This window comes from Pseudomonas sp. GW822-FHT05A08 (assembly GCF_058800485.1).
The window spans coordinates 460546-483321 of record NZ_CM179511.1 but is presented as its reverse complement, the minus strand read 5'-3'; the positions used below and the strand labels follow the sequence as shown (position 1 = coordinate 483321).

At 63.0% G+C, this 22776-nt stretch carries 24 protein-coding genes and 1 tRNA gene; 4 read left to right on the top strand and 21 right to left on the bottom strand.

The window, feature by feature from the left end; all coding sequences use genetic code 11:
* Positions 1-226: 226 nt before the first annotated feature.
* The 7 genes from AC3RCP_RS02195 to AC3RCP_RS02165 form a co-directional block, all read right to left on the bottom strand.
* The gene (locus tag AC3RCP_RS02195; protein WP_025808521.1) at positions 227-538 is read right to left on the bottom strand and encodes a RebB family R body protein; all 312 of its coding nucleotides are present in this window, start codon (positions 536-538) and stop codon (positions 227-229) included.
* A gap of 52 nt (positions 539-590) precedes the next feature.
* The gene (locus AC3RCP_RS02190) at positions 591-905 is read right to left on the bottom strand and encodes a RebB family R body protein (protein WP_009041621.1); all 315 of its coding nucleotides are present in this window, start codon (positions 903-905) and stop codon (positions 591-593) included.
* Positions 906-990: 85 nt separating this feature from the next.
* On the bottom strand, positions 991-1455 hold the full coding sequence (locus AC3RCP_RS02185; protein WP_492571736.1) for a hypothetical protein: 465 nt from the start codon (positions 1453-1455) through the stop codon (positions 991-993).
* Positions 1456-1548: 93 nt separating this feature from the next.
* A complete protein-coding gene (locus AC3RCP_RS02180; RefSeq protein ID WP_492571737.1) occupies positions 1549-2256 on the bottom strand; it encodes a hypothetical protein in 708 nt (235 codons plus the stop codon).
* 18 nt (positions 2257-2274) lie between these two features.
* Positions 2275-2502, bottom strand: a complete 228-nt coding sequence (locus AC3RCP_RS02175) for a RebB family R body protein (protein WP_007930328.1) — start codon at positions 2500-2502, stop codon at positions 2275-2277.
* Between the two features lie 119 nt (positions 2503-2621).
* Complete coding sequence (locus AC3RCP_RS02170) at positions 2622-3152, bottom strand: RNA polymerase sigma factor (RefSeq protein WP_492571738.1); 531 nt, start codon at positions 3150-3152, stop codon at positions 2622-2624.
* An 89-nt stretch (positions 3153-3241) separates the two neighbouring features.
* Positions 3242-3934, bottom strand: a complete 693-nt coding sequence (locus tag AC3RCP_RS02165) for a Crp/Fnr family transcriptional regulator (protein ID WP_158245994.1) — start codon at positions 3932-3934, stop codon at positions 3242-3244.
* Between the two features lie 254 nt (positions 3935-4188).
* Between AC3RCP_RS02165 and AC3RCP_RS02160 the strand changes: the two genes are divergently transcribed.
* The 3 genes from AC3RCP_RS02160 to AC3RCP_RS02150 all read left to right on the top strand — a co-directional run bounded on the left by AC3RCP_RS02160 (position 4189) and on the right by AC3RCP_RS02150 (position 5696).
* Positions 4189-4265, top strand: a tRNA-Arg gene (locus AC3RCP_RS02160).
* A 119-nt stretch (positions 4266-4384) separates the two neighbouring features.
* A complete protein-coding gene (locus AC3RCP_RS02155; RefSeq protein ID WP_492571739.1) occupies positions 4385-5248 on the top strand; it encodes a hypothetical protein in 864 nt (287 codons plus the stop codon).
* Positions 5232-5696 (top strand): hypothetical protein, encoded by a 465-nt coding sequence (locus AC3RCP_RS02150; protein WP_492571740.1) that lies wholly within the window; start codon positions 5232-5234, stop codon positions 5694-5696. Before AC3RCP_RS02155 ends, AC3RCP_RS02150 begins: the two co-directional genes overlap by 17 nt.
* A gap of 107 nt (positions 5697-5803) precedes the next feature.
* On the opposite strand, the gene AC3RCP_RS02145 is transcribed toward AC3RCP_RS02150, so the two are convergent.
* The 3 genes from AC3RCP_RS02145 to AC3RCP_RS02135 form a co-directional block, all read right to left on the bottom strand.
* Positions 5804-6301 carry a DUF4411 family protein gene (locus AC3RCP_RS02145; protein WP_492571741.1) on the bottom strand — a complete coding sequence of 166 codons (498 nt, stop codon included), beginning with the start codon at positions 6299-6301 and terminating at the stop codon, positions 5804-5806.
* Positions 6298-7434 carry an ImmA/IrrE family metallo-endopeptidase gene (locus AC3RCP_RS02140; RefSeq protein ID WP_492571742.1) on the bottom strand — a complete coding sequence of 379 codons (1137 nt, stop codon included), beginning with the start codon at positions 7432-7434 and terminating at the stop codon, positions 6298-6300. Before AC3RCP_RS02140 ends, AC3RCP_RS02145 begins: the two co-directional genes overlap by 4 nt.
* Positions 7435-7773: 339 nt before the next feature.
* Positions 7774-8031 carry a hypothetical protein gene (locus AC3RCP_RS02135; RefSeq protein WP_492571743.1) on the bottom strand — a complete coding sequence of 86 codons (258 nt, stop codon included), beginning with the start codon at positions 8029-8031 and terminating at the stop codon, positions 7774-7776.
* Positions 8032-8493: 462 nt separating this feature from the next.
* Here AC3RCP_RS02135 and AC3RCP_RS02130 point away from each other — a divergent pair, with 462 nt between their 5' ends.
* A complete protein-coding gene (locus AC3RCP_RS02130; protein ID WP_101336450.1) occupies positions 8494-9045 on the top strand; it encodes a hypothetical protein in 552 nt (183 codons plus the stop codon).
* A gap of 12 nt (positions 9046-9057) precedes the next feature.
* Here the strand turns inward: AC3RCP_RS02130 and AC3RCP_RS02125 are convergent, their stop codons facing one another.
* The 11 genes from AC3RCP_RS02125 to AC3RCP_RS02075 all read right to left on the bottom strand — a co-directional run bounded on the left by AC3RCP_RS02125 (position 9058) and on the right by AC3RCP_RS02075 (position 22724).
* Positions 9058-9249: a hypothetical protein gene (locus tag AC3RCP_RS02125; RefSeq protein ID WP_007930316.1), complete on the bottom strand. Its 192-nt coding sequence runs from the start codon at positions 9247-9249 to the stop codon at positions 9058-9060.
* Positions 9250-9331: 82 nt separating this feature from the next.
* The gene (locus AC3RCP_RS02120; RefSeq protein ID WP_492571744.1) at positions 9332-10081 is read right to left on the bottom strand and encodes a hypothetical protein; all 750 of its coding nucleotides are present in this window, start codon (positions 10079-10081) and stop codon (positions 9332-9334) included.
* A complete protein-coding gene (locus AC3RCP_RS02115; RefSeq protein WP_009041613.1) occupies positions 10078-10659 on the bottom strand; it encodes an RNA polymerase sigma factor in 582 nt (193 codons plus the stop codon). The genes AC3RCP_RS02120 and AC3RCP_RS02115 overlap by 4 nt, the downstream gene beginning before the upstream one ends.
* Before the next feature lie 37 nt (positions 10660-10696).
* Positions 10697-12448: a vWA domain-containing protein gene (locus tag AC3RCP_RS02110; RefSeq protein ID WP_492571745.1), complete on the bottom strand. Its 1752-nt coding sequence runs from the start codon at positions 12446-12448 to the stop codon at positions 10697-10699.
* 90 nt (positions 12449-12538) lie between these two features.
* Complete coding sequence (locus AC3RCP_RS02105; RefSeq protein ID WP_007930309.1) at positions 12539-13099, bottom strand: YbhB/YbcL family Raf kinase inhibitor-like protein; 561 nt, start codon at positions 13097-13099, stop codon at positions 12539-12541.
* A gap of 268 nt (positions 13100-13367) precedes the next feature.
* Complete coding sequence (gene pgaD, locus AC3RCP_RS02100; protein WP_007930308.1) at positions 13368-13844, bottom strand: poly-beta-1,6-N-acetyl-D-glucosamine biosynthesis protein PgaD; 477 nt, start codon at positions 13842-13844, stop codon at positions 13368-13370.
* Positions 13844-15193 carry a poly-beta-1,6-N-acetyl-D-glucosamine synthase gene (gene pgaC / locus AC3RCP_RS02095; protein ID WP_492571746.1) on the bottom strand — a complete coding sequence of 450 codons (1350 nt, stop codon included), beginning with the start codon at positions 15191-15193 and terminating at the stop codon, positions 13844-13846. The genes pgaD and pgaC overlap by 1 nt, the downstream gene beginning before the upstream one ends.
* 3 nt (positions 15194-15196) lie before the next feature.
* Positions 15197-17194, bottom strand: coding sequence for a poly-beta-1,6-N-acetyl-D-glucosamine N-deacetylase PgaB (gene pgaB / locus AC3RCP_RS02090; RefSeq protein WP_492571747.1), 1998 nt, complete (start codon positions 17192-17194; stop codon positions 15197-15199).
* 12 nt (positions 17195-17206) lie between these two features.
* Entirely contained in the window at positions 17207-19684 is a 2478-nt protein-coding gene (gene pgaA, locus AC3RCP_RS02085) for a poly-beta-1,6 N-acetyl-D-glucosamine export porin PgaA (protein WP_492571748.1), read from the bottom strand.
* A gap of 312 nt (positions 19685-19996) precedes the next feature.
* Complete coding sequence (locus tag AC3RCP_RS02080; RefSeq protein WP_492571749.1) at positions 19997-21505, bottom strand: YdgA family protein; 1509 nt, start codon at positions 21503-21505, stop codon at positions 19997-19999.
* A 574-nt stretch (positions 21506-22079) separates the two neighbouring features.
* Positions 22080-22724, bottom strand: a complete 645-nt coding sequence (locus AC3RCP_RS02075) for an NADH:ubiquinone oxidoreductase subunit N (protein WP_037004411.1) — start codon at positions 22722-22724, stop codon at positions 22080-22082.
* Positions 22725-22776 lie beyond the last annotated feature (52 nt).

Below are 22776 nucleotides of genomic sequence, written 5' to 3'. Positions count from 1 at the left end.
CGCCGCTTTGGCAGAATCTTTCGGATCAACGACACCGTCCCTGCGATTGGGAGCAGACGCCCCCTCTGTAGGAGCGAGCTTGCTCGCGATGGCGGCCTGGCGGTCGACATGGGTGTCGAATGGGCGTTCTTTATCGCGAGCAAGCTCGCTCCTACAGGGGGTTGGGCGTGCCAAACGCAAAAAACCCCGCAACCGGAAGGCTGCGGGGTTGTTCCAGGGCCAGGCCTTAGGTGAACGACTTGAGGATCGTCAGCAGGCTGGCGAGGTTGTCGCCGACACCGCCCTGGGCCATTTTTTCGGTGGCCGCCGCGCCTGCGGTGGTGTTGACGCTGTAGATCTGCATCACGCCCTGGTTGGTCGCCGCCTGGGCCAGGGTGTTTTGCTGTTGCTGGGCCGAGACCGAGTTCTGGAACAGGATCGCTACGGATTGCCCCAGGGATTGGTAGATGGTGCCCATCGACATGGCCGGCGCTTCGGCCACGACCTTGACGTTGGTCTGGGTCACGGCGTCGGTGATTTGCGGACTGACTGTACTCATAGGTGAAACTCCTTATTTCAAGAAAGAACAACTTCCGTTAGCGCTCGCCCGATCAAGGGTTGAACGATTTGAGGACTGTCAGCAGGCTGGTCAGGTTGTCGGCCACGCCGCCCTGGGCGACTTTTTCGGTCGCCGCCGCGCCGGCGGTGGTATCGACGCTGTAGATCTGCATCACGCCCTGGTTGGTGGCGGCCTGGGCCAGGGTATTTTGCTGCTGCTGGGCGGAAACAGCGTTCTGGAACAGAATCGCCGTCGCCTGGCCCATGGACTGGTAGATGGTGCTCATCGCCATCGCTGGGGATTCGGCCACCACTTTGACGTTGGTCTGGGTGACCGCGTCGGTAATTTGCTCGTTGACTAATGGCATGGTTCAACTTCCTTTGTTTAGTACACGGCGGGTTCCGTGTTAACCAATGAACGTGGCAAAACACAGGCTGTGAACGAGCAAATGCTCAATGGTCCTGCGGCGCGTCGCCTGCCTGGTCGATACGGGAAAGCACCGCCTCGACCTGCTGCACCAGCCCCAGCATCCGCGCTTGCACGGCTTCCTCGACGGTCTGGCGGATCAGCTGGTTCTGCGCGCTGCTGAGCATCCGCACAGGCTCCTCCGGCGCATCGATAACCGTCGCCTGTCGCTTGGCCGCCAACCACTGGCGGATCACCGCCTCACGCTGCTGGGGACTGCCCAGCAGGCTGCTTTCGCTGACCCTGGCCTGCTCCATCAAGTCGCGGGTGCGCTGTCTCTCGTTCTCGATCAAATGCTGGGTCTGGTTGAGCACCCGCTCCATGACACCCGTGCGCGGCTCGCTGCGCATCCAGGCTTCGAGAATCTGCTTTTCGCCCGCGGACAGGCTCAGGTTGAGCGCATCGGCCAATTGATAAAGACTCGCTAGCGAGTCGGAATTTTCCTGGGGCATCTCGGCCTCCTCCTTGCTCATTAAAGAACGTGCTGCTGCCCAGTCCCGGTGGGGCTCCGGGACCGGGTGCTCATGACGCCAGGACGGCGTGACTCAGGACGGCGGCGCGCCGCGATTGGCCAGGGTGTTGCTGTACTTGGCGATGCTCTCGTCGATCTTGTCGATGGCAATACCCGCCGCTGTCGCCTCCAGGGCGCCGGCGGCCGCGGCAACGGCGGCGGCCGCCCCCACCAGCAGATCGGTGGCCAGGGCGCCCAAGGCGTCCTCGGCGGCTTTTTCGGGATGGTTCTCGACGATGTTTTTCGTCATCTGCTCGAGCAATACCGCCTGGGCCGCCAGCGCCAGCTTGCTGACCCCGTCGAAATAGCCCGCCGCCGATTGCGCGACCAGGCCGGCGGCCTGGCTGATCATCATGTCCGGAGCAATGGCGATCTGCGCCGGGGCGTAGCTGAAGGTCTGCGCGTTGGTGAACTGCACCGCCTCGACGATCTGGCTGTTCAGCGCATCGGTGCTGCCGGTCGGCGGCGCCGCGACCTGGACCATCATGTAGTCGTTCATGCGGTCCATCACCGTGCGCGGCGACTTGCTGGGAGGACTCGGTGGCGGGGAGTCGCCCGCTGGGGTGGGATCGGCAACCTGGGGCCCCGCAGCCGTAGGCTCGGCGGCTTCGGGATTGCTCGGCCTGGGATTGCGCGGCTCGGTATCGCTTGGCTTGGGATCGGCCGCCTCGGGGTCGGTCGCCGACGTGGCGTCAGTCTCCGGCTCGGCGGCGGCAGCAGGTTTTTTCTTGAACCAGAACATGAGGCATCTCCCCAGGCGTCAAGGCTTCTCGCCGATCTGCATGATCAGCGACACCGCCTTGGAGATCACCGCATTGGAGATCTGATTCAACGCCTGCTGGCTGTTGACCGCGTTCTGCAGGGACAGCCCCGCCGAATGACTGGCCACCTGGTACAGCGAGGCAATGGCCTGGGCCGGCGCCTCGGCCACCACCTTGACGTTGGTTTGCGTTACAGCGTCGGTAATCTGGCTGTTGACCTCTGGCATACATCTCTCCTTGATGGAAGGCGCCAGCGCAGGCGCGCTGACGGTGAACTCGTCGACGGTTTCAGGTGCTCATGACACAAGAACGCCCGGCATCCACGGCTGTGAACGCAAAGGCGCTGTCAACGCAGCGCCGCCCGCAGCAACTGCACGCGCTTGCGCACCAGGGGCTGGGCGATGCCCAGCTCGGCGGCGATCTGCGGGTACGGCAATTCCTCGACAAAACGCATTTCAAACAACCGCCGCTGGAGCAATGGCAGTTGTTCCACGCGATTGCCCAACTGCACCAGTCGTTCGAACCGCTCGGTGTACTCGAACACCGACAGGCAAGGCGCGGCGAGAAGGGCCTGGTGATCGTGCTCAAGGTCGATCGAATGATCGAACAGCTGCCCTTCACGCTTGCTGCGCCGCAGGCTGTCGAGAAACACATGGTCCAGCACCAGAAACAGAAAACCCTGCGGCTCTCGTATGCGTTCCGGGGAACGCCTGAAGAACAGCAGGGCTTTCACGGCCGTGTTGGACAGCCACTCCTGGGCCAGGGCCAGGTTGCCCCTGGCTCGCCGGTTGGCCCGGCGCATCAGCTCGGGGTACACCGCTCGCCAGCTTGCCTCGAACAACTGGTCGACCGCCGCCACTTCACGAAAAGATCCCATCGCCAGCACTCCCTGTGCATTCCTTGATGAGCCGACAGTCTCTGATCGCACAGCAGGCGTTCGCTGTTACCTGGGGAACAGTTGGACAATTAATTCAGCGAGCAGGCCTTGCGCCGCAGATGCTCGACATCGTTGATCACCAGGCGGCCGCTCTGGCAGCTGATCACCCCCGAACGCCGCCACAGCTGCAACTGGACATTGAGCTTCGGCCGGCTGGTGTTGAGCATCGAGGCCAGGATGCCCTGGTTGCGCGGCACCGCCGCACAGGTCGCCGGGGCCAGCTCGAAGTCATCGATATTGGCCAGCAGGAACCGCGCCAGACGCGACTCCAGGCGATGCAGGCAAACCAGTTCGAGCAACTCCAGGATCTTCATCAGGCGGGTCATCAGCAGCATCAACACGCGCTGCCAGAACAGCGGCTCGTCGTACAGCGCCCGGAAATGCCGCCGCCCCAACAGCAGCACCCGGGTCGGGCCACAGGCGAAGGCCGAGGTTTCCCGGGCGTGACCCTCGATCAGCGCCGACTCACCCACCACCTGGCCGACGCCGGCGCTGCCGACAATCTGCTCGCGCCCGTCCGGGCCATGAATCACCGAATACACCTGCCCTTCGGCGACCAGCGCGATGAAGTCCAGTGCCTCGCTCTTGAGGTAGAGCACCTCCCGGTCACTCAACGAGCGCTCCACGGCATGGGTGGCCACATAACGGATCAAAGTGTCTGGTAGCCCCCTGAACAGATCGGAGCGTGCCAGCAGAGTCTGACGCAACGAAAAATCGAGCATTACCGCGCCTTTTGAATGCATGCGTTCGCCTTGACTGGTAGGAAATCGCTGCGCGAGCACGCAGCGGTTAGAGCGCTTGAAGCCATAGAGCAAAGCAAACAAAGGGACGTCCGAGAGGAGGACTTGTGAATGGGGCGAGGGGGCTTGCGGGTATCGCAAAGGACAAGATAAACAACGAGACGACGACCAATCATCACGCGAAAAAAAACCGCATGGACGCCCCAAGCCGACATGGGTATGATGTCGCCCGCACTGCACTCGTAGCTCAGCTGGATAGAGTACTGCCCTCCGAAGGCAGGGGTCGTGGGTTCGAATCCCGCCGAGTGCGCCAGCCAGAAACGCAAAAGCCCCAGGTCGCATGGCCTGGGGCTTTTTCGTTTCCAACCGTTGAGTCGATCGAAGAATCACCGAGGCGTGTGCCGCCCCACGCCTCGCGGACAGGAGGTCCCGATGCTGCGCCATCCTTTACTCGACCAGCCCTACCAGCCGGACCTGCGCGCCTGGATCGGCGGTTTCATCGGCTATGACATGCCCCCGGCCCTGGATGCCGAGCTGAGCCGCTACGACCCCAACGACCCTGATGATCGCGAACACCTGATCCGTCATTACTGCCTGGCGCGCTTCAACGCCCGGGAGAACTTCCGTCACCGGCAGCGGTTGGTGGAGGTCCTGCAAGCGGCCCTGGACGATCCGGATTTCGACTTCCAGGAAGTGTGGGAACCCATTGAAGACGATTACGAATACGATCAATGGCCCGCCGGCTGGCCGGCGCAGATCGACGACAGCCGGGACTTCTTCCAGCGCCTGCTCCTGGCGGCCCGGCAGCTGTGGCACGACGACCTGACACGCGCCCGGTTGCCGTCCCTGGCCGAATGCCGGGCGATCCCGGAGCGAGATCGCGGTTCCCGCGACTGGCTGTTCAGCGTCGATAATCCCCAAGCCTGGAAAGCCGTATTCGACGTAGCGGCCACGCCCTACGACCTGCATACCCCGGGACCACAGTTCCAGGGCGAGCAACTGAGCCTGCCGTTGGCGGGCGCATTGCATCGCCAGTCCCTGCCGTCCACCTGGCTGGCCGGCCAGGCGCTGACCCACTGCCGCCTGGACCTGAAGATCCAGGGCATCAGCGAACTCCAAGTCAGCGGTACGCGTTTCGACGGGTGTATGCGCACCCAGCTCACGCGCTTGCAGCCTGGTTATTACCTGCGCCTGGACATCGGCTTCGACTGCGTCATCGAATGCGTAGCGCAGTCCGTCGGCATCGCCAACGTCCAGGGCTCACGAGAGGAAGAGCGGCATGAACAGCAACTTTGAACGGGCCCTGGCGCGCCAGGAGATACCGCAGTTCTTTCGTGGCCAGGGCGAGTACCTGACCCGGGACGGCGATTGGGACGAGCACCTGTTCTGCATCAACTGGCCGGGGATATTCGCCTACCTGCGCGATAACGCCGACGGCGAGCAGCAGTTGAGCGCCGGCTTCGAGCTGTATGTCTACAGCATCGAGGAAAGCTTCGAGGACTGCTTCGGCCTGCGGGAAAACCTGTTCGGCTATTATTCGACCCGGGCTCGCTGGGCGCCCGCCAGCACCGACCTGCTGGCGCAGCTGCCGGCCCCTTGTCGGCGACGGATAGTCCAGCGCCTGAGCTGGTATCGCTGGCAGCTGGAAAACCACGCCCGGCTGCTGCCGGAGCGGGCCCGGCGCATGGCCGAGGACGGTGCCACCGCCGAGTTCATCGACCTGCCCGCTTCGCCCTATGCCTGAACGCGCCTGCTGCCGGTTGCTGATCGCTCGAAATATGTTTGCCCTGATACTTCAGGCAAAACGTCAGTTCTACCAGTTCAAGGAACCTGAACCACTTCTCTAACGGCTCATACTGGTAAGACGAACCGCGCCTCAAGTTTATTTAGTAGTTCAAAGGTATTCATATAAGAGACTCCAAACATCTCACATACGTTCGGAATAATAAACTTTCTCTTAACCTCAAGATTAAGCACTTCATGAGTCACTACTGTTGCGCCAGTAGTAATGGCTTTCGCAATTAACCAAGGATCTGCTCCACTCAGGAACTCGTCGAGCGCGCCAACCTTCATTTTTTCGCTTTGTACGGCAATAGCAGAAACAACTTGGCCAAATGCTTCCTGAGTTCGTTCATCACTAACCTCATGAAACAAAGCAGAATTATCTTTAGCCCATTGAGCCAGCTCGTCTTTTCCTTTGGTCAACTCATCTTTAACAGACACTATGCTGGCCAACTCAAAAGCTTGGTTTTGAAGAAGAAGCCAAGACCAATATCCGGGACAGATGGTCATCCCGTAATAACGATTCTTAGCTTCAATCAGTGTATTTGCGTCTAATAAATGCTTCATTCCGTGAGTTTACTGGCGTAGGTCCTAAGGTTGGCAGGCTGCACACCGAGCAACCTACCCGCGTCACGCAGCAGCATCCGACCGCTCATTGCTTCTGTTAATACCGCTCTACTGAAACGGATACTATTTTTTGCCTTTACGGTTCGATAATAGTCGCCGCCAGCACCATCCTTATCCTGAAAAGCTCGGAGTATCTGACGGTAGTAGTTACCGTACTGATCGCTGCTGATATAGCCTAGATCCCGTGCGCGACGACCAATTACTAGGGTGCTAACGTGAAATCGAGCAGCCAATGGGGCTAAATTATCGTGCCAATCGACCCCATCCTGCCAAGCTGCCCGAAAGGCTTCTTCTGGAGCAAGAAATTCGCCAGCCACGGCATTACAGAAAACTTCCTCTCTACGGCCAGCAGGGCTACCGCCATCAGATATTCCAGTGCTGCCAATCCAAATATGTGCAAGCTCATGCATCAGAGTAAATAAACGAGCTGTATCAGCGTCAGCACTATTGATAAAAACCACAGGTGCTAAAGCATTGCTAATCGCAAACCCTCGAAACTCAGAAACATCTAATTTACGATGAGTGTTACCTAAAGCAATGCCACTACGCATCACAAGTATTCCAACCGTCTCAGCTGCGCTAATGAGCGTACGGACATATGCATCATAGTTAAGCCGTGCTGCATCAGGATCTACACCTAGAGTTTGCCTTATATCAGCTACTACTTGCTTTACCGAAGCCTGTGTTGTGAACCTACCCACAAACGGAAGTGGGTTCATCTCTTGGTCCTGAAGGTAATCTAGGTACCAATCCTGCTTACGTAGCACATCCTTCACTGTATCCAGTAGGTTCAAACTAGGATACGCAGGAGCAGCTCCGCCCAAAGTGCGTAAGTCGGGTAATGGAAGTTTTTCGGAGGGAGGCTCTTTGAGGAAGAGAAAGCCAAAGGGAACGTGGGCAATAGTCGCCCAGTGCTGAGCCTGCCTAAAAGTAGGCTTGCTTTCCCCAGACTCCCATTCAAGAACGCGATCAGGTTTTGTAGGCAGCTTTTTAGCTACATCCTCAGCAGTCAGACCAGCACGTTCGCGGGACCACGTTAATATGTTTGGATTGATAAGGGCGGCTTGGCTCATAGGGAAAAGTACAGCATATATAGTTCAGATGAATTCGATACGACGGCACACCGGCAACAAGTCTTTACATCGACCGTGTCTGATTTGAGTTTTTTGCACCCACGGGTGCCAGCACCGTTCAGCATCGCCTTTCTCCTTGGCCATAGGGCTGCAAAATGAGGTGGGAGGTTTTCCTTGTACCGTCCGTTCGCTTCATTCGTTCTGCCCGAGACTATAGGTGGGGCGATACGATTGCGTCAATTTAGGGGGACAGAGGGGCATTCATGCAGAGGCGAGGCCTCTCCCGTCAGCTGAAATTGATCGAAGGGCTGCGCAAGAAGCCCTTCGTGGAACTCAAGCTCAAGCAACAACTCTTCGCGCAACCTCCAATAAATCCACCCCTTCCCTGAGCAGCAAATAAGCCGCGTGGGTCAGCCGATAAAGATCAGCATCCTCGATGCCCTTGATCGTCACCGAAGTGAGGCTTTCCAGAAGATCCGTCCCGGCCTTGATCCGCTGATGAGCACAATCCAACACATGCGCTACCGGCTCATCACTATCGATCAGCAGAACAGGACAATCAGGAAAATTGGTTTGCAGCGGTATGTACTTCGACATGACATGTCATCCCTAACTTGGTTAAGAAGACTGCCGATCTCGTCGCCAAACGAGTGGGTGGCAGCCGTACGCGGGTTGGCGAACCGGTAAGTTAGTAAACCCGGCAGACCCGAAGGTCTCCCGCGCACAGCCGCCATTGATCGCCATCACCCGTACAGAAATGCACGCGCAAGGAGTCGATGACACGACTGCGCCTAACTTTAAACGGATCGCCAAATCCGGTCGCTGATTTTTCAGCGACAGGAAGAACTATAGGGAGGGAGGTTTGGGAGGGACAAGGCGGATTGGCTGCATTGGTTGTGAGGTATTTCGCTTCTTGGTGAAGCCTTTTCTCCCCGAAAGCCCTTTAGGTGTCTCCAATCTTTTTTGCGATGATGCCTCCCCTGATGCCATTCACGCGCCCGGCCCACTGCCGAGCGCATACACAGCGTTTCTCGCCAGACTCATGGAAGACCCCAAACGATGAATATCCCGAACCTTTCCGGCAACACCGCGCCGTCGCACCAGGCACGTTACTACTACGGGCCCAACTACAAGAAAATGACCCTGGCGGGCCTGGTCTTCGGTGGGTTTTCGCTGTTCGCGGTGTTCGGCACACCCAGCGAGAACAACAGCGTGATCCGGCTGATAGAGGCCCTGGGGCTCAATGGTCATCTGGTCATGCAACTGCTCGGCGTCCTGGGCGTGGCCATGACCGTCGCCGCCGCGGGGGCGCTGATCTTCCTGCGCGGTGCCGGCAATCGTTATGTGGTGCTGACGGACAAGAAGCTGGTCGCCCCGGTCAGCAATTTCAGTTCGAAGATCCGCGAGATTCGCCTGATCAATATCTCGGACGTCGAGCTGGTGGAAGTCTTCAACCAGCGCTTCATCCGCGTCCAGCACAGCGACGGCAAGATGGAACTGGTGGAGAACATGTTCAAGAACCAGGAACTGTTCTACGACTGCTACAAGGCGATTGCCCTGGCCATCGAGGCCAAGGGCCAGAACGTGAAACGCGCGCCCGCCCGCAAGTAACCGCGCCGGGTTTCAGTCTGGCGTCTGCCGCTGCGGCGCCGCTTCATCCTGATCCGCGGCAGGTTGGGCCTGTTGCGGGTCTTCATCTTCTTCACCGGCCTCGAGCAGAAAGTCCTTGCGACTCTCCTTGATGGCCTGGCGGATATCCGCGCCCTTGGTCGGGCAATTCAGCAGTGCAGCGATACGGTCGATGCGTGGCGCCATGGCCAGCCTCTCACTTTCAGGAAACTGGCTCGATAGTGCGCGTTTTCGTGGTGCCAGGCCATTACTTGCGCGCGTTTTGCCCTCAGGGTTGCTGCAAGGCCTCCAGGCGTTCGGCAATTTCCTCGTCGGGGAAGCGCTGCTTCAGGGCGATGATGTACTGGTCGGCGACCTTGTCCTGGCCGGTCTTGCGCAGCCGCAATACCTCGCGCAGGGCGTCGTCGAGGATCGACGCCGGCGCCTCGCGCTCGTCCTGCTCCTTGCCCTGCTCCTTACCCGGGAATGACGCCAGGTGCCCCAGGGACTCATAAGGCTTGGCGGTGAAGGCTTGCGGGTCATGGATCAGCGGCAGGCCCGCCCCGGGTGCCGCGGGAGCGGGTGCCGACAAGGCGCCAGCGGCCGCCTCCGGCGTCGCGGCCAGTTCGAAGCGGTTCGATTCCTCCATGGTTGATTCCGCATGGGCGGATTCCGCAGGGGCTGCGCCGGCTGGCGCGGACTCGGCCTGGCGCCGTGCAAGCTGCGGGGCAGCGGCCTTTGCCACGGGTGCCGGCGCGGGAGCGAATGCCTGGCTCGGTGCCGGCTCTGGAGAGCGCTGCAACACGCCCAGCAGCAGGGTCACGCCGAACAGACCGGCGAACGCCACTTGCCAGCGCGGCTGGCGACACAGATCGAACCAGCGTTGCCACAGGGAAGGCCGGGGCGCCGGGACTTCGCGGCGGGCCGTGGCCATGATCAGGGCGTCGAGGCTGGCCGGCGGCTCGCCATGGCTGTGCTGGCGAATGTGCTCGAGCATGCGCTCTTCTTCGGTAGGGGGAAGCTGTCGGGCGTCAGTCATGTCAGTACCTCCTCGGCCAGGAGCCGACGCAGTTTTTTCAGCGCATAACGGAAGCGGCTTTTCACCGTTTCCAGCGGCGTATCGGTAAGGCTGGCGATCTGCGGCAATTCCAGTTCGCCGTGGGCGCGCAGCAGGAACACCTCGCGCTGGTCGGCGGGCAGATCCTGCAAGGCGGCGTCGATGCGTTGCCGTTCACGGCTCAGGCTCAGGTGTTGTTCCGGACCGCTGGCGTCATCGGCCAAATCGTGCAGTTGCTCGTCGTAGCTGTCGTGCAGCGGGTTGCGCAGGCCGTGCTTGCGCCAGTGGTCGATCAAGCGGTTGCGGGCGATCTGGTACAGCCAGGTGCGAAAGCTGGCCCGGCCCTGTGGCGCACTGGTGGTGCGGATCAGGCTGAGCCAGGTGTCCTGATAGACCTCGTCGGCCAGCTCGGCCTTGTCGCACAGGCTCAGCAGGAACCGGTACAACCCCTGGCGATGCCGCTGGTAGAGCACTTCGAAGGCAGCGCTGTCGCCCGCGCGATAACGCGCCAGCAGCGTTTCGTCGCTGCTGGCGGGCTCTGGTCGATTCGCCGCAGGCATAGTCGTACTGAACTCCTTCTGGTGGCTCGTCATGACGTTACTCACGGCGGCTCAACGCCTCCCCGGAACGGCCCGGCTGATTCGCCGGAGCGGCAGTCTGCAGGCTCTGCGCCAGTTCCACCAGTTGCACGAACTCGCCGCGCAGGCCGAAACGGTCTTCGCCCTTGGCGCCGCGGGCCAGAGCAACGGTGTCCTTGAGGCCGAAGTCGCCAGTGTAACGAGCATCCTTGAGCTGCTGGGCGAACGCCGCCACGGCTGCGGCAAATCTTAGATCATCGCTGGCCTGGATGAGTTTGCCGTGCTGTTGCGACGCCAGGATCGGCCGCTCGATCAGCCGGCTGCTGCCGCCTTGCGGCGCCTGGTAGCGCACCCGCAGCATGGCCAGTTCGTCGCTCTTGATGCTCGATTGCGGCTGCGTGGGGGCTGGGCCATAACGCAACGGCTCCAGCCAGCCCAGCTGGCCCTTGGGCACGATTTCATACAGCGCGGTGACCGTATGCCCGGCCCCGATCTCGCCGGCATCGACCTTGTCGTTGTTGAAGTCCTCGCGTTTCAACGCGCGGTTCTCATAACCCAGCAGGCGGTATTCGCTGACCTGGGCCGGGTTGAATTCCACCTGCAGCTTCACGTCCTTGGCCACCACCGCCAGGGTCGAGCCGAGCTGGTCCACCAGGACCTTGCGCGCCTCGCGCAGGTTGTCGATGTAGGCATAGTTGCCATCGCCGGCGTCGGCCAGTTGCTCCATCAGGTGCTCGTTGTAGTTGTCCACGCCAAAGCCGAGGGTGGTCAGCGACACGCCGCTTTTACGCTGCTCGACGGCCATCTGCTTGAGGCGGTCGAAGTCGCTGATGCCGACGTTGAAGTCGCCATCGGTGGCCAGCAGGATGCGGTTGATGCCGTTCTTGATGAAGCCTTGCCGGGCCATCTGATACGCCAGCTGGATGCCCGACGCGCCGGCGGTGGAGCCGCCCGCCGTCAGTTGCTCGATGGCGTTGCGGATCTTCGCCTTGTCACGCCCGGAAGTGGGCTCCAGCACCACCCGCGATTCACCGGCATACACCACCAGCGACACCCGGTCCTGTTCGCGCAACTGGTCCACCAGCAGCTTGAGGGTGCTTTGCACCAGCGGCAGGCCCTCGCGGCGATCCATGGAGCCGGACACGTCCACCAGGAACACCAGGTTGGCCGGCGCCAGTTCGGCGACGGTGCGATCCGAAGCCTTGATGCCGATGCGCAGCAGGCGGGTGTGGGGGTTCCAGGGCGACGGCGCGATCTCGGTGGTCACGCCAAACGGCGAGCCGTCCCCGGGCAGGGCGTAATCGTAGGGGAAGTAATTGACCAGTTCTTCCAGGCGCACCGCGCCTTGCGGCGGCAGGCTGCCCTGGTTGAGCAGGCGCCGGACATTGGCGTAGGCACCGGTATCGACATCGACGCTGAAGGTCGAGACCGGAGCCTGCGCCACGCTGTGGATCGGGTTGTCCGGCAGGTTCTGGTACTGCTCCCGCGGCTCGGCGCGATAGCCGGCGGGCAGCGATTCGCGCGTCATCATCGAGGCTTGCATGGGGGCCGGGGCGAGCGCCTTGGCGTTGTTGTATCCGGCCAGGATCACATCGGCGCGCGGGGCCTCGCTCGGCGAGGGCACGGCGGCCTGCGGCTCTACCGCCTCCGGGGCGGGCAAGGCAGCGCCCCGGGTCTCAGGCGAGGACGGGCCGCAACCGGCCATGGCCAACAGCAACCCGGCGGCGCACCCCTGAACGGCGGGGCGAAGGAAATACGGAGGAAGGAACATGGGGGCTGACCTCGGGGGAAATTGATCCATTCCCCCCTTCAGACGAAGCCCCTTGGCGATTCGGGTTAAGCCCCCGGAAAAAAATTCTGCTTAGCGCAGGTAGCGCCGCACCACGCTGCTGTTGCGCAGCACGTGGCCGTTGATCTTTTCCAGCAACTGGGCGCGGGTCAGGCCGGCCGGCAAGGCGTCGGGCGCCAGTTCCAGGGCATAGATCTGGATGATGTAGTGGTGCGCGCTGTCGCCCACCGGCGGGCAAGGGCCGACGTAGCCGGTGGTGCCTTTGCTGTTGGTGCCGCCCAGCCCTTCCAGGGTGCCCTTGGCCCCCGCGCCCGCGGCGATCTGCCGGGTCGTGGGCTTGATCCCGTAATGCACCCAGTGGTCGATACCCTGGCCTTTGGCGCCGTCCGGGTCGTGCATCACGATGGCGTAGCTGCGGGTGCCTTCCGGGCCGGCGGTCCAGGCCAGGGCCGGCGACAGGTTATGCCCGCCGCAGCCCTTGGCATCGCTGGCGCTGGCCGGGGTGAACAGGCGGTTGTCCGAGACACCGGGCACATTCAGGGTGAAACGCTCCTGGGCCTGGGCCGGCAACTGCAGGCACAGCAGGACGGCGCCGGCGGCCAGCCAGGTATTGAGAGAGGCAAAACGGGACATACGCGAGCACCTTCTGCGAATGGGTTCATCGGGGCCTGGAGACTATAGCTGCGCAGCGTTGCTGCTTGAAGCTTGGAGCTTGGAGCTTGGAGCTTGGAGCTTGGAGCTTGGAGCTTGGAGCTTGGAGCTTGGAGGCTGATTGAGCTTGAGCCGCAGCCGCTTGTAAACGAAAAAACCCCGGATTTTTTCAGCTCCGGGGCTTTTTTCGACGAGCACCGGGATTTTTACCCGACCGCCCTGATCCCGCGACCTTCAACCGGCCGCCGAATCAGCGCTCCACGGAATCCGCCAGCAACGGCGGATGCGGCTGGCGCTCGGGGTTCAGGCGCAAGAAGCCGGTGGTGACAAGGCTGATGCCGCCCTCCTCGTCGTTATGCACCGTCATGGTCCCGGGCTGGCGCATGCGCGCAAAATTGGCGGCGCTGAGCTTGAAGCTTTCGCTCAGGCGCTGGTCGTCCAGCGCCGGCGACGGCAGGCGGCGCCGGGCAAAACTTTTGCTCTTGCGCTGCTGATAACGCGCCCAGAGGATCAGCACGGCGGCGTTGAGCAAGGCCACCCACAGGTAGGTCTGCAAGGTGCCCAGCGCTTCCAGCACGCCGACCTCGATGCGCGGGCCGTCGTGGGTGTCGATCAGCGGCCACAGGCCGCGTACCAGCAGGTACAGCAGGCCGATCCAGGCCAGCACGGTGAACGCCGCATCGACGATCACCAGCAATGGGCGTTGACGGGTTCTGATGATTTTCATCAGCGAGCCTCCTCTTCATCATCTGTCGGCTTGATGCCACGGTCAGGGCTGACCCAGCGCGCACGCTTCTGGTGTTGGCTGAACAGCACCTTGGGGAAACTGACAAGCGTGGTGAACAGGCTGACGAGCCAGAACACCAGGGGGTACCAGACCACCCAGAACATGGTCTTGCCCAAGCCCTTTTCATACCGGCGATCGATCAGGATGCTGACCGCGAACTGCAGCAGGCAGACCATCGCCAGCACCAGCCCGGTGAAGGCCGGCGGCATCAGGCGGTCGACGGCGATGGCCTCGGGCATGACGATGAAATGGCCGACGCCCCAGAAGATCACCGACAGCAGGAAGGTGAAGGCCCAGCCGGTGGACAGGCAGTATTCGAACAGCAGCGGCCACAGGTAGCGGTGGCGCCATTGCCAGATCCCGCGGATGTTCTTGAACAGCACCTCGGCGCCACCCTGGGCCCAGCGCAGGCGCTGCTTCCACAGGCCGCGCAGGGTTTCCGGCATGAGGATCCAGCACAGCGCCCGTGGCTCGTAGAAGATGCTCCAGTGATCGAGCTGCAGCTTCCAGCTGATGTCGATGTCTTCGGTGATCATGTCCGGGCTCCAGTAGCCGACCCGGTGCAGGGCCGAGCGGCGGAAGGCGACAATCACCCCGGAGACCGTGAAGATCCGCCCGAACACCCGCTGGGTACGCTTGATCAGACCGATGATCGAGGAGAACTCGCCCACCTGGACCCGGCCCACCAAAGTCGAGCGGGTGCGAATCCGCGGATTGCCGGTCACCGCGCCCAGGCGCGAATTCTCCAGCAGCGGCGCCACCAGATAGGCCGCGGTGTTCGGCGCCAGCAGCGCATCGCCGTCGATGCACACCAGGTACTCGCTGCGCGCCGCCACGGCGCCCATGCGCAAGGCCACGGCCTTGCCCTGGTTTTGTGCCAGGTGCACCACTCGCAGCCGCGGATCTTCCAGCGCCAGGGCGTCCAGCACTTGCGCGGTGTTGTCCTTGGAGCCGTCGTTGATCGCGATGACTTCGATGTTCGGGTAGTGCTGGGCCAGCGCCGCGTGGATGGTGTCAGCCGCGTTGTCGCCCTCGTTGTAGCAAGGGATCAGGATGCTGATCAGCGGCTCGCCCGCCAGCGCCGGCGGCAGGGTGTCGTCCTTCCAGGGCCAGTGGCGTTCCCAGTGCAGCCAGAAGTACAGGCCGCCGGCGATCCACAGGCCGGACATGAACAGCGGGTAGAAGAACACGAAGTCCATCAGGAACTGGCCGGTCACCAGGAAGATCAGGCCCAGCGGCACACCGAGGACAATCGCCAGGACGAGCAGGGCTAGCAGTCGATCCAACATGATTTAGGGATTCCACTTGGTGGAGAGCGCGGGACGGATGGTCTTCAGGTCCGGCGAGTTCTCGAGAAAGTTATCCGGGTAGTAGCCGAAGCTGGTCGCGCCCTGGCGCTTGAGCCGGCCCATCCAGTCGGCCATCTGCGCGGCGTCGATATCGCTCGCCGGTTTTTGCGCCCAGTCCCGGGCCTGCAGTTCGAAGACGGTACGGTTGAGCGCGCCGGGGCGTGCCTTGACCGTGGCCACCAGTTGCTCCAGCCAGGCGCCGGAAGCCTTGCGCGGCTGGCCCTCCATCAACGGCATGGCCATCGGCGCGGTCCAGTCGTAATGGGCGAGGAAGTCGTCGAGGTTCTGGGCGAACCAGGCTTCGCTCTGCGGGTTGAGCATCGGCTCGGCGAACAGGTTGCGCGCGGTCAGCACCTGCGGCCCGCGGATCGCCTTGACCTTGGCGGTCAGCTCATGGGTGAAGTCGATCAGGTAGCGGCTCTTGAAGCGGGTCCAGCGCTGCAGGGTCGCCGGATCGGCGCGCAACGCGGCGATCGAACCGGGCAGGCCGTTGGCGGCATAGGCGCGCAGGGCTGCGGGGCTGGCGTCTTCGAAGTCGGAGAACACCGCGTCGTCGTGGTAGAGGATGCCGTCCACCGAGGTCAGGCGCGCCACGTCTTCGTAGATCTCACCGATGATGCGCCGCACCTGCGGGTCGAACGGCGACAGGCGCCGGTACTGGTCGGGGTCGACCGCGACCTGGCCGGTTTCCGGGTCCCAGCGGGTCACGCGCGGCAGGCTCGGGTCGAGGGCGAAACTCAGCACCGGCATCCAGGCGAACACCTTGACGTTGGCCCGGGTGCGCAGTTGCCAGGCGACCCGGTCGAAGATATCGGCGCGCACCGGCAGGTGGCGGTTGGCGAAGTACAGCGAGTGCACCAGGCCATCGCCCTTGGGGTCGGCGAAGGCTTGCAGGAACACGGTGTTGACGCCCAGGTCGGCCATGCGCTGGACCAGCTTGCCGAGGTTGATTTCCTGCTGCTGCGGGTCCGGGTCGTAGACGTTGTCCAGGTCGACGTGGGCCACGCGCATCGGGTTGCTGGCCTCGACGCCGACGATGCTGTTGGAGAAGTGGATGGCGTCCGGGTCCGAGGACACCAGGAAGCGCGGGCTGCTCATCAGGTTGTCGAGGGCATCGAGGCCGTCGTCGAGGGTCAGGGCCATGTCGTAGCCCTGCTCGCCCACCACCCGCAGCGCGGTGCCGTCGGCAGCGCCATAAGGCCAGACCCAGACCCGTGGGCTGTAGCCGGTGGCGGCGCGGATTTTTTTCGAGATCGCCGCCACGTCGCTGCGCAGGCGCGCCTCGAATTCGGCTTCGCTTTCATAGCGCCCGGTGCTGGCGTCATAGCGCCGGGTGGCGGCGGCCGGTTGCAGGTTGCCCTGGGGGTTGGCCAGCACGCCCTTGTGGTTGGCATCGGTGTGGGCGGCGATTTCCACCAGGCCGGAACGGGAGATCTCGCGGACCTGCTCCCAGGTCAGGAAGTCCGAGCGCTTGCGCGGGGTGCCGGCAAAATCCACCGGCTGGTTCAGCGGGGTATCGACCCACGCCCCCACCGGCGCCAGCAGGGCATGCCAGTTGTAGCTGCGCAGCACCGGCAACACGCGGGTGTAGAAGCTCGCGTAACCGTCGTCGAAGCTCAGCAGCACGGCCTTGGCCGGCAGCTCGGGGCCGCCTTTGCGCGCCGCCATGATCTGGTCCACGGTGACCGGCTGGTAGCCGTTCTCGCGCAGCCAGGCCAGCTGTTCGATCAGGCGTTCAGTGCGCACGGCCACCACCGCCTGGTCGGGGTCGCGGTCTTCGACGTCGTGGTAGGCAATGCCCAGCACGTGGTTTTTCGGCCACGGGGTTTCGCTGGCGGGCACCGGGCGTTGCGCCGGCGCCAGGAAATCCGCGGCGGGCTGGGCGCAGGCGCTGAGAATCAGGGCTCCCAGCAGGAGGATGCAACGGGTCATCGGAGGCATCTTCGGACTCTTCTAGAAGCGGTAGGTAAGGTCGAGGAGCAGGCGCAGGTCGGTTTCCCGGTCGCCGTCGTAAGGCCGGTTGAGCACGCTCAGGGCGGCCCCGGCTTCGAACACGTCGTTCCAGGTCACGCGCTGGCCATAGCTGAGCAGGCCGATCGCCCCGGTGGAGTAATCGCGCTGGCTGTAGGTACCGGCGCCTACCTGGAACTGCTGGCTCCAGGAGGTTTCGTAGCGGTGATAGAGCACGTGGTTGACGTTCACCGTCGGCAGGACCGTGAAGTCCGACTTGGGGTTGAAGTACGGCGTGTCTTCCTTGCTGTTGCGGCTGGCGCCGACTTCCAGGCCCAGGTCGACCTGCACGTGAGGCGTGGCATAGACGCCCTCGCGACCGGTGAGCAGCGCTTCGAAACGGTTGTTGCCATCGCTGAAATGCGAAGGACTCAGGGCCAGTCGCCATTCCCGGCTCTCGTTGGCCCGCCAGCGCACGAAGCCGCTGCCGCCATTGGCGTAGATGTTGCTGTTCAGCGCCCGCAGCGGCGTGTTGGCCGACAGGTATTCCAGGCTGGCGCCGTACTGCCAGTGATCGTCGATGTCGCGGGCCAGGGACAGCCGCGCGCCCTGCTTGTCGTCGAAGCCGTAGGAGTGGTTGGAGACTTCCGCTTCCAGGGTCATGTCGCGGGTCCGGCGCTCCACGCCGATACGCTGCCAGCGGTGATGCCCGGTGCCTTCCTGGAAGTCGCCGGTGGCATAGCCGAGGCCGCCGAACAGGCGCCAGTCTTCATTGATTGGCGGGCTGTAGAGCACCGTCTCGATGCCGAAGTCCTTGCTCCCGGAAACCGCGCCGGCGCCGTTGTTGCCGCCGCCGTAGCTCTTGCCGCCATAGGTCTCGACCCGCAGCTCGGCCATGTCGTGCACTTGGCGCTGGCGGGCCAGGCGCTGCACCTGACGGTTGTCGGGATAACGCTGCACCACGTCGTCGGTCAGGGCATCGAGCTGACGCCACTCCTGCAGGTCCTGGGCGGTGTGGCCCTGGGCAACCTCGAGGCCGACATCGCGCGGCGCCATGCTCTCGGTTTCCTTGAGCAGGCCCTCGGCGCGCCGCGGCCAGTCCCGGGCCTGGTACAGGTTGGCCTGGGCCACGCGCAGGCCGATATTGCCCGGCGCCTGGTCCACCAGGCTGGCCAGGCGCTGCTCGCTGCCCGGCAGGTCGGCGCTGTAGGTGCCGGACTGCGCGGCGAGCTGCTGGGCGTCCATCCATTCATCGTTGGGGTTGCCCACCGGCAAGCCCTTGAGCTCGACCCGCGGCTTCTGGTTCCTGGCCAGGTCGTCGGCGACCTGTTGCGCTTCCTGCGGGCGGTCGCTTTCCAGCAAGGCGTAATACAACGCGGTGCTGTCTTCGACGCGGTCGCTGACATCGGCATCCGGCGCCGCCAGCACCTGGCGATAGAGGTCGCTGGCGATCTCTGGCTGGCGCTGGTCCAGATAGGCGGCCGCCACCCAACGCCGGGCGTAGGTGGGGATGGCCACGTCTGCGGCGGTCAGTTGGTGGTAGTCGGCGATCACCTGGGCGGTGCGCGCCCGGGCCTTGAGCGCGCCCATGCGGTCGATGCGCCAGCGGGTCACGTCGTCCCTGGCCGCCGGGTCCGGGGTCCAGGTGGCGAGCAGTTGATCGTAATCGGCCAGGGCACGGTCGGCGATGACATAGCGCTCTTTCTCGCTGCGGGTCGCCAGTTCGGCCAGGCGCACGCGCTCGGCGGCCAGGTCGCCTTGCAGACGACGTTCTATGACGGGATCGATCAGCCCCGGGCGCTGGCGGGCCAGGCGCAGGGCCGGCTCCGGCAGGCGGGCCCGTTGCAGGGCGAACACGTATTCGCGGGCGACTTCCGGCCGGGTGCCGGCGCGGACGAACGCCTGGTCGAACTCGAACAGCGCGTCATACGGCGAACCGGCGCGAGTCAGGGCGTAGCCCAGGGCCAGGCGGCGGGTGGCGTCGTCGGGCTTGGCCGCCACCAGCTCGCGGGCACGGCGCACGGCCTCCTCCGGCTTGCCGGCGTCGGCCTGGGTCAGGGCCAGACCCAGTTGCAGGTCGGGGTTACGCGGGTCGCGTTCGAGGGCCAGGCGGTACACCTGGATCGCCGAGTCCCAGCGCTGCAGATTGCGGTAGGCCCGGGCGGTGGCCGTCAGCGCCTGGATCGGCAGCACCCGGCCATGGGCCTGGGTTTCATAGACATTCACGACTTCGGCGTCGAGGCCGGCCCAGCTGGCGATCTGCAGGTGATCGCTGACCAGCCCGGTGCTCAGCCGTTCGGCCGGCACCTGGCGCAAATGGCTCAGGGCTGGCGCATAGCTGCCGGCGCGGGCGTCGAGAATCAGGCGGTCGTACGCCGGGTCGGCGAGGGCCAGGGTCGGCCACAGCAATTGGCTGCATAACGTCAGGCGCAGCAGCGGTCGCAAACCATAAAGGCGAACAGGATGAACAATGAACGGCATTTCTTCAGCATCCTTACATGGCTAGCCGGGGTCTTGTGTCCCCCCGCCTGATACGTGCCAGGAAGCCGAATCAGATGACTCGGCCAGATTGGGCGGAGTCTTCCATGCAAGGCTGATGCGGATGCGCAAATGCAATATTTCTTCAGATTCGTTTCTGCGCGAATCCGCGAACGACGTGGCCTGTAGCCATGTTCAAGGAGGCTCTGGGGGGGAACTCTCCAGCCAGCTACAGGCAAAAAAACGCCCGGCGACTCCGTGGTACGGAGGCCGGGCGTTTCTGGCTGAAAACCCCGTGGAGGGGTTTTGCGCGGTTTACTGGATGGTGACCGGACCCAGTTTGCTCATGACAAAACCGACGAACTGCTCAGGCGTCATTTTCTGGCCGTTGAAGTCCACTTCGTTGTTGGCATAACGCAGCTTGGAGACGATGTCGTTACCTTCCAGCTTGGCCAGCTGGGTGCCCAGCGCCATGCCGCTGACCATGTCGGCGGCCATGCTGCCCTGGTCGGCGATCGCCTTGGCGTCGGTCACGCCGTCCAGCTGCGCCTGCACCGATGCCATGTCGGCGATCATCGGCTTGGACAGCAGCAGGTTCAGGTCCAGCTGGGTGAGCAGTTGCTTGCTCAGTTCGGCCGGCGGCAGCTCCATGGATTGCGGCTTGTTCAGGTCCACCACCAGGCTCAGGCGGCTTTCGCCATTGGTGGTCTTGAACGAGAGGTTTTCCAGGGCGATATGCGGCTGGGCAGCCAGCAGCTTGTCCAGGTCAGCCTTGACCTGGGCCTGCTCGGCCTCGCTCAGGTTCAACTCGGGCGCTGGCTCGCCGGCGGCTTCGGCCGCGGCGACGGCGTCTTCGTAGGGTTGCAGCTTGTTCTGGTAGACCTGCATCAGCGACATGCCGGAGGCGATGTCGAGGTTCTTCATGCTCCAGGTCATTTGCGCCGAACCGACGGCTTTGCCGTTGAGGGCGACTTCGCCGATCTTGTAGTCGGCACGACCGGCCAGGTGGGCGCCGGTCTCGTCGGTGGCGCTCTTGATCTCAGAGTTCTTGAAGCTGAGCACCGACTGTTTCTCGCCGAACGTGGCCTTGGTGCTGGTCAGCTCCAGGGTGTTTTCGCCGACGTAGAAGCCATAGTTGCTCTTGGTCAGGTTGCTGGCCAGGGTCAGGCCGTTGAGCTCGACCTGCACCGGCGTCTGGTCTTCGGCGACGCTGTTGAGCTTGAGGCTGTCCATGTAGCCTTCGGCCTTGACCTTCTGCGCTTGGGCGCTGGTCGAGAGGTCCAGCTTCAGGCCGGAGAACTTGAGGGTCGACTTGTCGTCCAGGGCCGTGTCCAGCGGCAGCAACTCCAGGTTGCCGGTGGCGGAACGGTCGTAACCCAGGTTGACCACGCCCTTGAGCGGGGAAACATCCTTGGTGGCGGCGAACCATTTCTCGGTCAGGGCATTCTTTTCCAGCTCGTAGTGACTGGTGGCCATGACCGGCAGCCATTTCAGGGTCATCAGGCGCGAGAACGGCAGCGGGCCGTGTTCGATGCGGTCGACGAACACCAGCTCGACGCCCTCGGCGCTGTCGCCGAACATCTCGCCCTGGCCCTTGAGACGGTAGCGCGCGGTGCTGCTGAACAGATTGCGCTCCAGCGATACCAGCTCCAGGCTGGCGGTACCGTTGGAACCGACCATCGCGGCCTGGAGTTCCTTGTTGGCGTCGGCGATAGAGGTTTGCAGCACCCCTTCCAGCTTGGTCCCGGTATACCAGGCGCCGCCGGCACTGATAGCGCCCACCGCGACGACGATTCCTAACAGTACGCCTGCTGATTTATTCATTATTTGACCCGATCGATCCGTTGTTGAAATGTGTGGTCGTCTTCCCTGAACCCGGCACGGGTTGTGGCTCGACTGTGCGTAAAACTGCCGAAGATTAGCACCGGCCAAGCCAGGCGGCCCAACCTTTCCATGTGAAAAGTAGTGAATACGCAGGGCAGAAAGCTATAGCGCGTTTAGCCAGGTAAATCACGGAGTCAGGATTTGCGGTTGCTCTGCAACCGGTCGCAGCCTCGCGGGCTCGGCAGCGGCTACGTAGACGCCGCGTTCCTGTAGCCGCTGGCGCAGCCTGCGATCGGCGGCGCAGCCGTCGCTGGGCCAGACGGTGCGTTTCTTCAGGCAGATCGCGGACTCAGGGTTTGCGGTTGCTCTGCAACCGGTCGCAGCCTCGCGGGCTCGGCAGCGGCTACGTAGGCGCCGCGTTCCTGTAGCCGCTGGCGCAGCCTGCGATCGGCGGCGCAGCCGTCGCTGGGCCAGACGGTGCGTTTCTTCAGGCAGATCGCGGACTCAGGGTTTGCGGTTGCTCTGCAACCGATCGCAGCCTCGCGGGCTCGGCAGCGGCTACATGGCGACATGGCTACGTGGCGTGTTCGGAGTATTCGACCTCCAGCGCGTCGAGCTGGTGATCGAAGCTTTTCAGGCGCGCGGTCCAGGTGTAGACCAGCACTTCGAAATCGCGGTTGATCACCGCGCCGCCCGGGGTTTCCGAACGCGGGTCGCAGAAATCCAGTTGATAGCGTTCGCGGGCCATGGCGGCGGCGACATCGGACAGTTCGCGGGCATTGTTCAGCCAGTGGCGACCGTCGGCGGCCTGTTTATCCAGTAATACGCACTGTTTTTTCAGGGCTTCGAGGCTTTTTTCCAGAGGGGTGCCGGTCAACTCGCCCATGACTTCCTGGAAGGTCCGCCCCGGCTGCCAGTAACTGCCCCAGAAGTAACGGTCGAACACCGTCTCGACCCGGCGCAGGGCGACTTTGGTGTCCCAGATCGCGACCAGGGTCTTGCCCTGCTCGAGCTGCCTTTTCTTGATTTTCTGGGTCTGGAACGACGTCCAGGCCACGAAGACGATGGCGCTCACCGCAATCAGCGCGCTGGCGCTGTCGAGAAAGATCATGGCCTTGTCGATCTGGTGCGCCAGCATGACACCGTAGAAATAAGTCGCAGAAAGCAGCACCAGTGCGACGATGGCGCACCAGAAGCCGAGAGCATAAGGGTTTTTCATTATTGGAATCCCCATGACCATCACGTGCCTGACCGCTGGCCGAGCACTGGAC

What these genes read in the sequence shown, in the direction of transcription:
- AC3RCP_RS02185 (WP_492571736.1), bottom strand. Translation starts at nt 1,455, where the DNA reads ATGCCCCAGGAAAATTCCGACTCGCTAGCGAGTCTTTATCAATTGGCC.
- AC3RCP_RS02155 (WP_492571739.1), top strand. Translation starts at nt 4,385, where the DNA reads ATGCTGCGCCATCCTTTACTCGACCAGCCCTACCAGCCGGACCTGCGC.
- AC3RCP_RS02125 (WP_007930316.1), bottom strand. Translation starts at nt 9,249, where the DNA reads ATGGCGCCACGCATCGACCGTATCGCTGCACTGCTGAATTGCCCGACC.
- pgaA (WP_492571748.1), bottom strand. Translation starts at nt 19,684, where the DNA reads ATGCCGTTCATTGTTCATCCTGTTCGCCTTTATGGTTTGCGACCGCTG.
- AC3RCP_RS02115 (WP_009041613.1), bottom strand. Translation starts at nt 10,659, where the DNA reads ATGCCTGCGGCGAATCGACCAGAGCCCGCCAGCAGCGACGAAACGCTG.
- AC3RCP_RS02080 (WP_492571749.1), bottom strand. Translation starts at nt 21,505, where the DNA reads ATGAATAAATCAGCAGGCGTACTGTTAGGAATCGTCGTCGCGGTGGGC.
- AC3RCP_RS02190 (WP_009041621.1), bottom strand. Translation starts at nt 905, where the DNA reads ATGCCATTAGTCAACGAGCAAATTACCGACGCGGTCACCCAGACCAAC.
- AC3RCP_RS02195 (WP_025808521.1), bottom strand. Translation starts at nt 538, where the DNA reads ATGAGTACAGTCAGTCCGCAAATCACCGACGCCGTGACCCAGACCAAC.
- AC3RCP_RS02165 (WP_158245994.1), bottom strand. Translation starts at nt 3,934, where the DNA reads ATGCTCGATTTTTCGTTGCGTCAGACTCTGCTGGCACGCTCCGATCTG.
- AC3RCP_RS02180 (WP_492571737.1), bottom strand. Translation starts at nt 2,256, where the DNA reads ATGTTCTGGTTCAAGAAAAAACCTGCTGCCGCCGCCGAGCCGGAGACT.
- AC3RCP_RS02135 (WP_492571743.1), bottom strand. Translation starts at nt 8,031, where the DNA reads ATGTCGAAGTACATACCGCTGCAAACCAATTTTCCTGATTGTCCTGTT.
- AC3RCP_RS02130 (WP_101336450.1), top strand. Translation starts at nt 8,494, where the DNA reads ATGAATATCCCGAACCTTTCCGGCAACACCGCGCCGTCGCACCAGGCA.
- AC3RCP_RS02140 (WP_492571742.1), bottom strand. Translation starts at nt 7,434, where the DNA reads ATGAGCCAAGCCGCCCTTATCAATCCAAACATATTAACGTGGTCCCGC.
- pgaC (WP_492571746.1), bottom strand. Translation starts at nt 15,193, where the DNA reads ATGTTGGATCGACTGCTAGCCCTGCTCGTCCTGGCGATTGTCCTCGGT.
- AC3RCP_RS02110 (WP_492571745.1), bottom strand. Translation starts at nt 12,448, where the DNA reads ATGTTCCTTCCTCCGTATTTCCTTCGCCCCGCCGTTCAGGGGTGCGCC.
- AC3RCP_RS02145 (WP_492571741.1), bottom strand. Translation starts at nt 6,301, where the DNA reads ATGAAGCATTTATTAGACGCAAATACACTGATTGAAGCTAAGAATCGT.
- AC3RCP_RS02075 (WP_037004411.1), bottom strand. Translation starts at nt 22,724, where the DNA reads ATGAAAAACCCTTATGCTCTCGGCTTCTGGTGCGCCATCGTCGCACTG.
- AC3RCP_RS02170 (WP_492571738.1), bottom strand. Translation starts at nt 3,152, where the DNA reads ATGGGATCTTTTCGTGAAGTGGCGGCGGTCGACCAGTTGTTCGAGGCA.
- AC3RCP_RS02105 (WP_007930309.1), bottom strand. Translation starts at nt 13,099, where the DNA reads ATGTCCCGTTTTGCCTCTCTCAATACCTGGCTGGCCGCCGGCGCCGTC.
- AC3RCP_RS02175 (WP_007930328.1), bottom strand. Translation starts at nt 2,502, where the DNA reads ATGCCAGAGGTCAACAGCCAGATTACCGACGCTGTAACGCAAACCAAC.
- pgaB (WP_492571747.1), bottom strand. Translation starts at nt 17,194, where the DNA reads ATGCCTCCGATGACCCGTTGCATCCTCCTGCTGGGAGCCCTGATTCTC.
- AC3RCP_RS02120 (WP_492571744.1), bottom strand. Translation starts at nt 10,081, where the DNA reads ATGACTGACGCCCGACAGCTTCCCCCTACCGAAGAAGAGCGCATGCTC.
- AC3RCP_RS02150 (WP_492571740.1), top strand. Translation starts at nt 5,232, where the DNA reads ATGAACAGCAACTTTGAACGGGCCCTGGCGCGCCAGGAGATACCGCAG.
- pgaD (WP_007930308.1), bottom strand. Translation starts at nt 13,844, where the DNA reads ATGAAAATCATCAGAACCCGTCAACGCCCATTGCTGGTGATCGTCGAT.